This window comes from Aeromicrobium sp. Leaf245 (genome assembly GCF_942548115.1).
Lineage (GTDB): Bacteria > Actinomycetota > Actinomycetes > Propionibacteriales > Nocardioidaceae > Aeromicrobium.
The window spans coordinates 274920-288165 of sequence record NZ_OW824151.1; the positions used below are offsets into that span (position 1 = coordinate 274920).

Sequence of the window (13246 nt, forward strand, 5' to 3'; positions counted from 1 at the left end):
TGGACGTCATGCCCCCCTCCGACGCTGACGACCTCGCGCGCCTCGCCGCGGCCCACGGCGTCGCGGTCGCGTACGAGGGCTCGGACCGGCGCCCCGTCGAGGTGGACCGCGAGATCGTCGTGGCCGTGCTCGGTCAGCTGGGCGTCGACGCCACGACCCCGGAGGCGGTCGGTCACGCACTCGAGCGCGCCGCGGCCGACGCCCGACCGCTCGAGTCGACCATCGCCGCGACGCAGGGCGTGGCCCGCGAGGTCGGCGTGGCGGGTCGGGTGCTGCTGGAGGACGGCGGCCACCTCGACGTGGAGGGGACGCTGCCCGCGGACCTGCCGCTCGGCTGGCACCGGTTCGTCACCGACGCCCAGGACGTGACGCTCGTCGTCGCCCCGGCCCGACTGCCGGAGGTGCCGCGCACGTGGGGCTGGATGCTCCAGCTGTACGCGTTGCACTCGGCCGGGTCGTGGCAGATGGGCGACCTGGTCGACCTCGCCGACCTGGCCCGACGCGCCGGCACCGAGCAGGGCGCCGGCGTGCTGCTGGTCAACCCGGTGCAGGCGTTCGTGCCGTCGACGCCGCTCGTCCGCTCCCCCTACTCCCCGTCGAGCCGACGGTTCGCGAGCCCGCTCTACCTGCGCGTGACCGACGTCGACGCCTTCGCCGCGGCCGACCCGTCGGTCCGCGACCAGGTGCTACGGCTAGCACCGGACCCCGATCCTGCGGACGACCTGCTCGACCACGACGCCGTGTGGGAGGCGAAGCGCGCGGCCCTGGAGCTGCTGCGACCCTTCGCCCCCGCCGACGAGGACGTCGACCTCGACGCCGAGCCCGACCTGGCCGCCTTCGCCACGTTCTCGGCCCTGGCCGAGCAGCACGGCGCCGACTGGCGGACCTGGCCCGAGCCGCTGCGCGACCCGACCTCCGAGGCCGTGGCCCGGGCCCGCGACGACCTGGCCGACCGCGTCGCCTTCCACGCCTGGCTCCAGCACCTGTGCCGTCAGCAGCTCGACGCCGCCCGCGACGCGGCCCACGACGCCGGCATGGCCGTGGGACTCGTGCACGACCTGCCGGTGGGCGTGCACCCCGGTGGCGCCGACGCCTGGGCCCTGCAGAGCGTGTTCGCATCCGACGTGCGCGTCGGCTGCCCGGCCGACGCCTTCAACCCGCTCGGACAGGACTGGGACCTCCCGCCGTGGCGGCCGGACCGCCTGCTCGAGACCGGCTACGCACCCTTCCGCGACGTCGTCCGCAGCGTGCTGCGCCACGGCGACGGCATCCGCGTGGACCACGTGGCGGGTCTGTGGCGGTTGTGGTGGATCCCGCCGGGCGAGCCCGCGCACCGCGGCACCTACGTGTACTACGACGCCGACGTGATGCTCGCCGTCCTGCTGCTCGAGGCCACCCGCGCCGGCGCCATCGTCGTCGGCGAGGACCTCGGCACCGTCGAGGACGTGGTCACCGAGACCATGCACGCGCGCGGCATCCTCAGCTCGGCCGTGCTGTGGTTCGAGCGCGACTGGGACGCCCCGGGGCAGCCGCACGTACCGCCCCGCGCCTGGGAGCCCGAGACCATGGCGAGCATCAGCACCCACGACCTGCCGACGGTCGAGGGCTGGCTGCGCGACGAACGCATCCACGTCCAGGACCGGCTCGACCTGCTGGGCGAGCCGGTGGACGACGCGCTCGCCACCGCGGCCGCCGACAAGGAGGCGCTGCTCGACCTGCTGCGCGCCGAGGGCGTCGACACCGACGACCTGCTCGTCGCGCTGCACGCCGTCATCGCCCCGGCCGCGTCGCGCCTGGTGCTGAGCTCACCCGCCGACGCCGTCGGCCAGGTGCGTCAGCCGAACCTGCCGGGCACCGTGGACGAGTACCCCAACTGGAAGGTCCGCCTTCCCGTGGACCTCGACGCCTTCTTCGACCACCCCCGGGTGCAGGCCGCCGTCGCCCCGCTGCGCGCCGCCCGCCCCACCTGACCACCCAACCGGCACGACCCCATCCGAGGAGAACCCCCGTGCGCCCCTGGCCCGGATCGCCCTACCCGCTCGGTGCCACGTACGACGGCACCGGCACCAACTTCGCCCTGTTCTCGGAGGTCGCCGACCTCGTGGAGCTGTGCCTCTTCGACGAGTCGGGCACCGAGACCCGCGTCCGCCTCGAGGAGGTCGACGGCTTCGTCCACCACGGCTTCCTGCCCGGCATCGGCCCCGGCCAGCGCTACGGCTACCGCGTGCACGGTCCGTGGGACCCCGAGAACGGCCTGCGCTGCAACCCGCAGAAGCTGCTCATCGACCCGTACGCGAAGGCCGTGCAGGGCCAGCCCGACTGGGACCCGTCGCTCTTCGCCTACGAGATGGGCTCGCCCGACGAGCCGAACGACGACGACTCCGCCGGCCACGTGCCGTTCTCGCTCGTGGTCAACACGTTCTTCGACTGGGCCGACGACCGCCCGCCGCGCCGGCCCTACAACGAGTCGATCATCTACGAGGCGCACGTCCGGGGGCTCACGATGACCCACCCCGACGTCCCCGAGGAGCTGCGCGGCACCTATGCGGCGCTCGCGCACCCCGCCGTGATCGAGCACCTGACCGGCCTCGGCGTGACCGCCATCGAGCTGCTCCCCGTGCACCAGTTCGTCACGGACCACTACCTCGTCGAGAAGGATCTGACGAACTACTGGGGCTACAACACGATCGGCTTCTTCGCCCCGCACGACGCCTACACCTCCCAGCCCGGTCGCCAGGTGCAGGAGTTCAAGGGCATGGTCCGCGCGCTCCACGCCGCGGGCATCGAGGTCATCCTCGACGTCGTCTACAACCACACCGCGGAGGGCAACCACCTCGGGCCGACGCTGTCGATGCGCGGCATCGACAACCAGGCCTACTACCGCCTCGTCGAGGACGACGAGCAGCACTACATGGACTACACCGGCACCGGGAACTCGCTGAACGTGCGCCACCCCACGCCGCTGCAGCTCATCATGGACTCGCTGCGCTACTGGGTCACCGAGATGCACGTCGACGGGTTCCGCTTCGACCTGGCGGCCACGCTGGCGCGCGAGTTCTACGACGTCGACAAGCTGGCCACCTTCTTCGAGCTGGTGCAGCAGGACCCGGTGGTCAGCCAGGTGAAGCTGATCGCCGAGCCGTGGGACGTGGGACCCGGCGGCTACCAGGTGGGCAACTTCCCGCCGCTGTGGACGGAGTGGAACGGCCTCTACCGCGACACGGTGCGCGACTTCTGGCGCGGCGAGCCGTCGACGCTGGGCGAGTTCGCGTCGCGGATCAGCGGCTCGTCCGACCTCTATCAGGACAACGGCCGGCGCCCGTACGCGTCGATCAACTTCGTGACGGCCCACGACGGCTACACGCTGAACGACCTGGTGTCGTACGAGCAGAAGCACAACGAGGCCAACGGCGAGGACGGTCGCGACGGCGCCGACGACAACCGGTCGTGGAACTGCGGCGTGGAGGGTCCGACCGACGACCCGGAGATCCTCGAGCTGCGCCGCCGGCAGCGTCGCAACTTCCTGGCCACCATGCTGCTCTCGCAGGGTGTGCCGATGGTGCTGCACGGCGACGAGCTTGGCCGCAGCCAGGGCGGCAACAACAACGTCTACTGCCAGGACAACGAGGTCGCGTGGGTCGACTGGGACCTCGACGAGCACGAGCACTCGCTGCTCGGGTTCACGTCGGCCCTCGCCGCCTTCCGCACGGCCCACCCGGTGTTCCGGCGCCGCCGGTTCTTCCAGGGCAAGCCGATCCGCAAGGGCGACGAGCTGCGCGACATCGCCTGGTTCACGCCGGCCGGCGAGGAGATGACCGAGCAGAACTGGGACGACGGCTTCGGCCGCTCGATCGCGGTGTTCCTCAACGGCCGGGCGATCGCCGACCGCGACGAGCGGGGCGAGCGCGTCGTCGACGACTCCTTCCTGATGGCGTTCAACGCCCACCACGAGGGAATCGAGTTCACCGTGCCGGACGGCGAGTACGCCAGCACGTGGGCGGTCGTGGTCGACACCGCGAGCGGCACGGTCACCGAGCCGGGCGACGAGCTGGTCGAGGGCGGCGCGACGATCGAGCTCGAGGGCCGCTCGCTGGTGGTGCTGCAGCGGGTCGAGTCGTGAGCACGCCCACGTCGACGTACCGGCTGCAGCTGCGGCCGGGCTTCGGGTTCGCGGAGGCCGAGGCGCTCGTGCCGTACCTGCGCGACCTCGGCGTCGGCGCGGTGTACGTGTCGCCGGTGCTCGACGCGACACCCGGGTCGACGCACGGCTACGACGTCACCGACCCCACGCGGGCACGACCCGAGCTGGGTGGGCCCGACGGCTGGGACTCCCTCACGGACGCCGTGCGCGACGCCGGGATGGGGCTCGTAGTCGACGTGGTGCCGAACCACATGTCGGTCGAGGTGCCGCGGGCGAACCCGTGGTGGTGGTCGGTGCTCGCCGAGGGAGAGCGCTCGCCGTGGGCCGGGCACTTCGACGTCGACTGGTCGCGCGGCCGGGTGCTGGTGCCCGTCCTCGGCGACGACGCCGAGGTCGCGGAGCTGGCGGTGGACGGCGAGGAGCTCACGTACCACGACCACCGGTTCCCCATCGACGCCGCGACGCTGGCCGACCCGGGGTTCGCGTCGCTGACGCCGCAGCAGGTGCACGACCGGCAGCACTACGAGCTCGTCGGATGGCGCCGCGGGGCCTCCGAGCTGAACTACCGCCGGTTCTTCGACATCACGACGCTGGCCGCCGTGCGGGTCGAGGACCCGACCGTCTTCGACGACGCACACCGCGAGGTGCTGCGCTGGGTGACCGACGGCCGGGTCACCGGGCTGCGCATCGACCACCCGGACGGGCTGTCCGACCCCGGTGGCTACCTGCGGCGCCTGCACGAGGCCGCGCCCGACGCGTGGCTCGTCGTCGAGAAGATCCTGCACCCCGGCGAGGACCTGCCCGCGAGCTGGCCCGCCGACGGGACCACCGGGTACGACGCCATGCGCGAGGTCGAGGGCGTGCTGCTCGACCCCGCAGGCGAGGCTCCCTGGCAGGCGCTGTCGGAGCGGCTCGGAGCGCCGTCGGACTACGCCGCCGTCGAGGAGGACGCACGGCGCATGGTGACGCAGAAGGTGCTCGTGGCCGAGGTCCGTCGCATCGCCGGCCTGCTGCGCGACGTGCCCGAGGACGCCGCGCGCACGGCCGTCGCGGAGACGATGGTGGCCTTCGGCGTCTACCGGTCCTACCTGCCCGAGGGCGAGGACGACTGGGCCCAGGCGATCGACACGGCGCGCAGCCGTCGGCCCGACGTCGACGAGGCCCTGTCCGCGCTCGACGCGCAGGTCCGCGCGGACCCGCAGGGCGAGCTCGCCACCCGCATCCAGCAGACGTCCGGCATGGTCGTGGCCAAGGGCACCGAGGACACGACCTTCTACCGGTTCACGCGCTTCGCCGCGCTCAACGAGGTGGGCGGCTCCCCCGACGTGTGGGGTGTCGACGTCGAGGGCTTCCACGCGCTCGCCGCTGCCAGGGAGGCCGACCACCCGTCCGCCATGACAGCGCTCACCACCCACGACACGAAGCGCTCGGAGGACACCCGCGCCAGGATGCTGGTGCTGGCCGAGCTCGGCGACGAGGCGACGTCGGCGATCGAGGGCTGGTCGGCCCGCTGCGGGCTCGACGAGCCGGCGCTCGACCTGCTGGCCTGGCAGACCCTGCTCGGGGCCTGGCCGATCAGCGACGAGCGACTGACCGACTACCTGCTCAAGGCGGCGCGGGAGTCCAAGATCCGCACCACCTGGACCGAGACGGACGAGGCCTTCGAGGAGTCGATCCGTGCCTGGCCCACCCGCGTGCGGGCCGAGGTCGGCGACGAGGTGCAGGCGCTCGTCGACCGCATCGAGGCCCCAGGCCGGACGGTCTCGCTGAGCCAGAAGCTGCTGCAGCTGGCGGGTCCGGGTGTCCCTGACGTCTACCAGGGCACCGAGGGCTGGGACCTCTCCCTCGTCGACCCCGACAACCGTCGCCCGGTCGACCATGAGGCCTTCCGCGCGGTGCTCCGCCGGCTCGACGACGGCTGGTTGCCGGAGGTCGACGCGTCGGGGGCGGTGAAGACGTCGCTCGTGCGTCGGGTGCTGACGCTCCGCCGCGACCGGCCGGAGCTGTTCCGCGGCTACGTCGCGGTGGCCGCCCGGGGCCCTGCCGCCGACCACGCACTCGCCTTCGGTCGCAGCGACGACCTGGTCGCCGTGGTCACCCGCCTGCCCGTGGGCCTCGAGGCGCGCGGCGGCTGGGCCGACACGACCCTCCCGCTGGCCGAGGGGACGTGGACCGACGCGCTCACCGGTGCCGTGCTCGAGGGCGGCGACGTCGCGCTGGCCGACCTGCTGCGGACCTACCCCGTCGCCCTGCTCACCCGACAGACCTGACGGCCACTGGCGAGCAGCACCAGCGCCGCACCCGGGCCCTCGGCCCCGGCCCCGCGTCCTGACGACGTGACGACGATTCCGCGCCCAGGAATCGACCTCACGTCGTCGAGACGCCCGGGACGGGGCCGGCGCGTCCGTCCGAGTCGCGCAGTGGGGCACCGGAACTAGGCTCGGGGCATGGAGTTCAGGTACCTCGGGAACAGCGGCCTCAAGGTCAGCGAGATCATCTACGGCAACTGGCTGACCCACGGGTCCCAGGTCGAGAACGACGCGGCGACGGCATGCGTCCGCGCGGCGCTCGACGCCGGCATCACGACGTTCGACACCGCCGACGTCTACGCCAACGGCAAGGCCGAGTCGGTGCTCGGCGAGGCGCTGAAGGGCGAGCGTCGCGCATCGCTGGAGATCCTCACGAAGGTCTACTGGCCCACCGGCCCCGGCGGACCGAACGACACCGGCCTGTCGCGCAAGCACATCATGGAGTCCATCGACGGCTCGCTGCAGCGGCTGCAGACCGACTACGTCGACCTCTACCAGGCGCACCGCTACGACCACGAGACGCCGCTCGAGGAGACGATGCAGGCCTTCGCCGACGTCGTGCGCGCCGGCAAGGCGCACTACATCGGCGTCAGCGAGTGGACCGCCGACCAGCTCCGCGCCGGGCATGCCCTGGCGCAGGACCTCGGCATCCAGCTGATCTCGAGCCAGCCCCAGTACTCGATGCTGTGGCGCGTCATCGAGGGCGAGGTCGTGCCCGCCAGCCGTGAGCTCGGCGTCTCGCAGATCGTGTGGTCGCCCATCGCGCAGGGCGTGCTCAGCGGCAAGTACGAGCCCGGCGCCGACCTGCCCGAGGGCAGCCGCGCCACCGACGAGAAGGGCGGCGCGGACATGATCAAGCGCTTCCTGACCGACGAGACGCTCACGGCCGTCCAGAAGCTGCGGCCCGTCGCCGACGACCTCGGCATCACCATGGCCCAGCTGGCCATCGCCTGGGTGCTGGCCAACGACAACGTCGCCGGCGCCATCGTCGGTGCCTCCCGCCCAGAGCAGGTGGAGTCCAACGCGGCCGCCAGCGGCGTCACCCTGGACGCCGACGTCCTCGCGAAGGTCGACGAGGCGCTCGGCGGCATCCCGACCACCGACCCCGGCCAGACGAAGTCCCCGCCCACCCGGGTGGTCTGAGCGTGACCGTCACCGTCTGGGCGCCCGACCACGAGCGGGTCCGGGTCCGCATCGACGGCGTCGACCACCCGATGGAGGCGTGGGAGCCCGGCGAGCTGCGCTCGGGCTGGTGGTGGCTCGACACCGAGCTGGCCCCCGGGTCGGACTACGCGTTCCTGCTCGGTGACGACGAGACCCCGCTGCCCGACCCGCGGTCGTCGTGGCAGCCCCAGGGCGTGCACGCGGCCTCACGTGTCTACGACCACGCCGCCTTCGACTGGAGCGACGGCGCCTGGTCGGGCCGGGCGCTTGAGGGGTCGGTCGTCTACGAGCTCCACGTCGGCACGTTCACGCCCGAGCGCACCTTCGACGCGGCGGTCGAGCGGCTCGACCACCTCGTCGACCTCGGCGTGGACCTCGTGGAGGTGCTGCCGGTCAACAGCTTCGACGGCCCGCACGGCTGGGGCTACGACGGCGTGCTCTGGGGCGCGGTGCACGAGCCCTACGGCGGCCCCGACGGCTTCAAGCGGTTCGTCGACGCGTGCCACGCGCGCGGCCTCGGCGTGGTGCTCGACGTCGTCTACAACCACCTGGGCCCGTCCGGCGCCTACCTCGACCGCTTCGGCCCCTACTTCGCCGGCCAGAACGACTGGGGACCCGGCCTGAACCTCGACGCCGAGGGCTCCGACGAGGTGCGCCGCTACGTGCTCGACAACGCGATGGCGTGGTTCGAGCACTTCCACGTCGACGGCCTGCGCCTCGACGCCGTGCACGCGCTGGCGGACACCCGCGCGCTGCCGATCCTGGAGGAGCTGTCCGCCGAGACCGAGCGGATGTCCGAGGCGCTCGGTCGACCGCTGTCGCTGATCGCCGAGTCCGACCTCAACGACCCCCGCATGGTCACGCCCCGCGCCCACGGAGGCCTCGGCATGGACGCGCAGTGGTGCGACGACGTGCACCACGCGCTGCACGTGGCCCTCACCGGCGAGACCGACGGCTACTACGCCGACTTCGCGACGCCCGGCGCGCTCGCGAAGGTGCTGCGCGGCGCCTTCTTCCACGACGGCACCTGGTCGTCGTTCCGCGGGCGCAGCCACGGGCGGCCCGTCGACGTCGAGACGGTGCCCGGCTCGGCGTTCGTGACCTACCTGCAGGACCACGACCAGATCGGCAACCGCGCACAGGGCGACCGGATCTCGGCCACCGTCCCGCCCGACCTGGTGGCGTGCGGCGCCGCCCTGGTGCTGCTGGGCCCGTTCACACCGATGCTCTTCATGGGCGAGGAGTGGGCCGCGAGCACCCCGTGGCAGTTCTTCGCCTCCTTCCCCGACCCCGAGCTCGCCGACGCCGTGCGCACCGGACGTCGACGCGAGTTCGGCCGGCACGGCTGGGGCGAGTCCGAGGTGCCCGACCCGATGGACCACGCCACCGTCGAGCGCTCGACGCTGCGCTGGGACGAGCTCGACGACCCCGCCCACCGCGCGGTCCTCGAGACCTACCGCTCCCTCGTCGCCCTGCGGCGGGAGCACCCCGAGCTGCGCGACCCGTCCCTGGCCGACCTCGTCGTCGAGGTCTCCGACGACGACCGTCACGTCGTCATGCACCGTGGCCCGTTCCGCGTCGAGGTCGACCTGGACGCCGCGCGCGCCGTGGTGCTGCGCGACGGCGACGTCGTCTGGGCGTCGACGGGCGGACCCACGGCGTCCGACGCACACTGAGGCATGAGCGACAACGGCAAGAGCGACATCCCCAGCGAGGACCCGCGCGACTCCGCGGAGCCCACGGACGACCCGAAGCACCAGAAGCAGGACCACGAGACCGAGGGCGACGTCGACGACCCCGACGCCCCCGCCCCGTTCTCGGGCCCCTACTCCTGAGGGACCGCCGAGGTGCACCAAGCGTGGTCCGACGCGGCCACCTCCCGGCTCCTCGCCGCGGGGTACGAGGCGCTGGACGCCGGTGACGACTGGCCGGTCGGGACGCGCGTCCTGCGCCGTCGCGACCGCAGGGTCGGCTGGTTCCTGTCCCGTCTGCACACCGTCGTGGTCCTCCTCCCCGTGGACCACGCGACGACCGGCCACATCGACCGTCTGACCGAGACCACGGCCGGCCGGGCCGGGTCGCTCTCGGGCCGGGCCCGCCGACGGTCCGGCAACGGGATCGCGGTGCTCCCCGTCCTCGTGTGCGGCGCCGCCGACGAGCAGGCACGCGACGAGGCGGCGGCACCACCCCGCCGACGGTGGGCCGTCGTCGCGCTGCCGATGCTCGTCGAGCCCGACACGGGCCGGCACGCCGCCCACCGGGGGAACATCACGTGGGGTGGGGTGTTCCAGACGTTCCTCGCCGAGCAGCAGCGGCTCGTGCTCGGTGATCCGCGCGCCGAGGTGCTCGGGAGCAGCGGGCACGGCCGAGCCGGGCGCGCCGCGCTCCTGGCCCTCCTGGGCGTGGCCGGTGTCCTGTTCCTGGCCGCGGTCCTGCTGCTGCTCCTCTGACCGCGCTCACGCCACCGTGAAGGCGTGCAGACCGAGATCGTCGGCAAGCCGCTCGCAGGCCAGCACGCCGCGCACGCTGTTGCCGCGCTCGTTGAGCGGCGGGCTGTAGACACCGATGCCGAGGTGCCGCGGAGCGGCCGCCACCACACCGCCCGCGACTCCGGACTTGGCCGGCATGCCCACGCGGTGCATCCACCGGCCCGACCCGTCGTACATGCCGCACGTGGCCATGACGCTCAGCGTGCTGCGGACCACCTCCACCGGGAGCACCCGGTCACCCGTCACCGGGTTCCGACCGCCGAAGGCGAGCGTCGCTCCCATGACGGCGAGGGTCTCGGCGCTCACCGACACCGCACACACGCGGGCGTAGACCTCGATCGCGTCCTCGACGTCCACGTGCAGCGTCCCGGCGGAGTGCATGAGGTACCCGAGGGCACGGTTCCGGTCGCCGCTCAGGTGTTCCGAGCGGCTCACCTGCTCGTCGACCACGAGCGGCCGGCCCGCCAGTGCGGAGAGCCCCGCGAGGATCCGTCCCGCGCGGTCCTGCGGCCCGTCACCCGCCACCAGGCTCGCCGTCAGCAAGGCACCCGCGTTCACCATCGGGTTCGGCGGCCGACCGGTGTCGCTCTGGAGGCGCACGGCGTCGAAGGCCTCGCCCGTGGGCTCCACCCCGATCTCCTCGAGGTGGGTCGCCCCTGCGTCGACCAGCGCCAAGGCGTAGACGAACGGCTTGACCGCGGACTGGATCGGGAAGGTCACGTCCGTGTCGCCGACCTGGCGCACGTCGCCCGACCGGTCGCACACGGCCAGCCCGAACAGGCCGCTGTCGGCGTCGGCGTGCTCGGGCACGCTCCGGTCGACCTCGCCGTCGTGCGACTCCGCGACGGAGGCGTGCAGCTGGTCGAGGTCGAAGGTCCGGATCCGCTCGTCGATGTCCACCCCCCGTGGGTACCCGGGAACGGCCGGGCGACCCCGAGACGCCTGACACACTGGGCGCCATGACGACGCACCCTCCGCAGGGCCTGCACGTGCTCGCCGGACGACCGTTCCCGCTGGGCGCCCACCCCGAGGCCGGCGGCGTCAGGTTCGCGATCGCCAGCAGCGTGGCCGAGCGGGTCGAGCTGTGCCTCGTCGACGACGACGGCACCGAGCGGCGCATCGAGCTGACCGAGCGGACGTTCGGCGTCTGGCACGGGCTCGTGCCGGGCGTGCTGCCCGGCCAGACCTACGGCTACCGCGTGCACGGCCCCTACGAGCCGAAGACCGGGATGCGCTGCAACCCGCACAAGATCCTGCTCGACCCCTACGCCCGCCGCATCCGCGGCTCGCTCACCGACATGGCGGCCGCGCTCGGCTACGCCGACGGCCCCGACGGTCCGGACGGTCCCGAGCCGTCCACCGTCGACTCCCTGGGCCACGTGCCGCTGGCCGTCGTCACGAGCCCCGGCGGGCCCGACACCGGCACGAAGCCGGAGGTGCCGTTCGAGGAGACCGTGGTGCTCGAGCTGCACGTCAAGGGGTTCACGCAGCAGCACCCCGACGTGCCCGAGCCCCTGCGCGGCACCTACCTGGGCCTGGCGCACCCGGCCGTCGTCGAGCACCTCCTGCGGCTCGGGATCACCGCCGTCGAGCTGCTGCCCGTGCAGGCCTTCACCGACGAGCCCTCGCTCGTGGCCGCCGGCCGGCACAACTACTGGGGGTACTCACCCCTCGGCTACTTCGCACCGCATCCCGGGTACGCGAGCGAGCCCGGACGTGAGGTCGAGGAGTTCCGCACGATGGTCGCGGCCCTGCACGCTGCCGGCATCGAGGTCATCGTCGACGTCGTCTACAACCACACCTGCGAGGGCGGCCCCGACGGACCGACCCTCAGCCTCCGCGGGCTGGAGGCACCGGCGTACTACCTGCACGACGACGACGGGAACATGGCCGACATCACCGGCTGCGGCAACACGCTGGACGCCGGATCCCCCGAGGTCGTGCGCCTCGTGACGGACTCGCTGCGCTACTGGACGACCGAGCTCGGCGTCGACGGGTTCCGCTTCGACCTTGCCTCCACGATGGGCCGTCCCGGTGGCGGCGCCTTCGACCGCGACAGCACGCTCCTGACCGCGATCACCACCGATCCCGTGCTGTCGCGCTGCAAGCTGGTCGCCGAGCCGTGGGACGCCACCGGCGAGGGCTACCGCGTGGGCGCGTTCGGCGCCCAGTGGGCGGAGTGGAACGGCATCTACCGCGACACGGTCCGCGACTTCTGGCGCGGCGCCGCCGGCGGCGTCGACGACCTGGCCTATCGGCTGTCCGGCTCGTCGGACCTCTACGACCACACGCTGCGCCGACCCTGGCAGTCGATCAACTTCGTCACCGCGCACGACGGCTTCACGCTGCGTGACCTGGTCTCCTACGACCACAAGCACAACGAGGACAACGGCGAGGACAACCGCGACGGCACCGACGACAACCGCTCCTGGAACCACGGCGTGGAGGGCGCGACCGACGACCCGGAGATCACGTCGCTGCGTGCCCGCCAGGCCCGCAACCTGCTGGCGACGCTGCTGCTCTCGACCGGTACGCCCATGTTCGTGGCCGGCGACGAGCGCTGGCGCACCCAGGGCGGCAACAACAACGCCTACTGCCTCGACGACCCGACGTCGTGGGTCGACTGGACCGTGACCCCCGAGAGCGACGCGATGCTGACGTTCGCCCGTCGGGTCGTGCACCTGCGCGCGAAGAGTCCTGCCCTGCGCCAGGCCGAGTTCTTCGACGGCCGCACCACGCCCACCGGCCGGCCCGACCTGATCTGGCTGCGGCCCGACGGCCAGGAGATGACCGAGCCGGACTGGCAGGACCCGGAGCGCCGGACGCTCGGCATGTGGATCGACGGGTCGAACAGCCAGTCCCGCACCCGCGAGGGCGAGCTGCTCACCGACCACTCGTGGCTCCTGCTGCTGCACGCCGGCGCCGAGCCGCTCGAGGTCGTGCTCCCGGGGCAGGAGTTCGGTGCCACGTTCGAGCCGACGCTCGACACCACGTCGGCCGACGGCAGCCCGGCCTCGACCGAGGCCTTCGCGGCCGGCAGCCGCACCACGCTGGCGGCGCGTTCCCTGCTGCTGCTCAAGGCTCCCCGGCACGACTGACGGGCCCGCGACCGGGGACCGGTCCCGCGGGAATCGCGCCCGTCC

The 13246-nt window shown here is 72.9% G+C and carries 9 protein-coding genes; 8 read left to right on the forward strand and 1 reads right to left on the reverse strand.

Features of this window, described 5'->3' with window-relative positions:
* Nucleotides 1-8 precede the first annotated feature (8 nt).
* The 7 genes from malQ to NBW76_RS01355 all read left to right on the forward strand — a co-directional run bounded on the left by malQ (nt 9) and on the right by NBW76_RS01355 (nt 10064).
* Nucleotides 9-1970, forward strand: coding sequence for a 4-alpha-glucanotransferase (gene malQ / locus NBW76_RS01325; RefSeq protein ID WP_056553672.1), 1962 nt, complete (start codon nt 9-11; stop codon nt 1968-1970).
* 38 nt (nt 1971-2008) lie between these two features.
* The gene (gene glgX, locus NBW76_RS01330; RefSeq protein ID WP_056553580.1) at nt 2009-4120 is read left to right on the forward strand and encodes a glycogen debranching protein GlgX; all 2112 of its coding nucleotides are present in this window, start codon (nt 2009-2011) and stop codon (nt 4118-4120) included.
* Nucleotides 4117-6411, forward strand: coding sequence for a malto-oligosyltrehalose synthase (gene treY / locus NBW76_RS01335; RefSeq protein ID WP_056553577.1), 2295 nt, complete (start codon nt 4117-4119; stop codon nt 6409-6411). The genes glgX (NBW76_RS01330) and treY overlap by 4 nt, the downstream gene beginning before the upstream one ends.
* A 177-nt stretch (nt 6412-6588) precedes the next feature.
* Complete coding sequence (locus NBW76_RS01340) at nt 6589-7593, forward strand: aldo/keto reductase family protein (RefSeq protein WP_055961746.1); 1005 nt, start codon at nt 6589-6591, stop codon at nt 7591-7593.
* 2 nt (nt 7594-7595) lie between these two features.
* Nucleotides 7596-9290 (forward strand): malto-oligosyltrehalose trehalohydrolase, encoded by a 1695-nt coding sequence (treZ, locus tag NBW76_RS01345; RefSeq protein WP_056553574.1) that lies wholly within the window; start codon nt 7596-7598, stop codon nt 9288-9290.
* Nucleotides 9291-9293: 3 nt separating this feature from the next.
* Nucleotides 9294-9449, forward strand: coding sequence for a hypothetical protein (locus NBW76_RS01350; protein WP_156364729.1), 156 nt, complete (start codon nt 9294-9296; stop codon nt 9447-9449).
* A gap of 12 nt (nt 9450-9461) precedes the next feature.
* A complete protein-coding gene (locus tag NBW76_RS01355) occupies nt 9462-10064 on the forward strand; it encodes a hypothetical protein (protein WP_056553571.1) in 603 nt (200 codons plus the stop codon).
* A gap of 6 nt (nt 10065-10070) precedes the next feature.
* On the opposite strand, the gene glsA is transcribed toward NBW76_RS01355, so the two are convergent.
* Nucleotides 10071-11003, reverse strand: coding sequence for a glutaminase A (gene glsA / locus NBW76_RS01360; protein WP_056553568.1), 933 nt, complete (start codon nt 11001-11003; stop codon nt 10071-10073).
* A gap of 59 nt (nt 11004-11062) precedes the next feature.
* Between glsA and glgX (NBW76_RS01365) the strand changes: the two genes are divergently transcribed.
* Nucleotides 11063-13201, forward strand: coding sequence for a glycogen debranching protein GlgX (gene glgX / locus NBW76_RS01365; protein ID WP_055961760.1), 2139 nt, complete (start codon nt 11063-11065; stop codon nt 13199-13201).
* The last annotated feature ends 45 nt before the right edge of the window (nt 13202-13246 follow it).

Excerpts from the sequence above, each read along its gene's own strand:
- NBW76_RS01350 (WP_156364729.1), top strand. The coding sequence starts at position 9,294 with ATGAGCGACAACGGCAAGAGCGACATCCCCAGCGAGGACCCGCGCGAC.
- glgX (WP_055961760.1), top strand. The coding sequence starts at position 11,063 with ATGACGACGCACCCTCCGCAGGGCCTGCACGTGCTCGCCGGACGACCG.
- malQ (WP_056553672.1), top strand. The coding sequence starts at position 9 with ATGCCCCCCTCCGACGCTGACGACCTCGCGCGCCTCGCCGCGGCCCAC.
- NBW76_RS01340 (WP_055961746.1), top strand. The coding sequence starts at position 6,589 with ATGGAGTTCAGGTACCTCGGGAACAGCGGCCTCAAGGTCAGCGAGATC.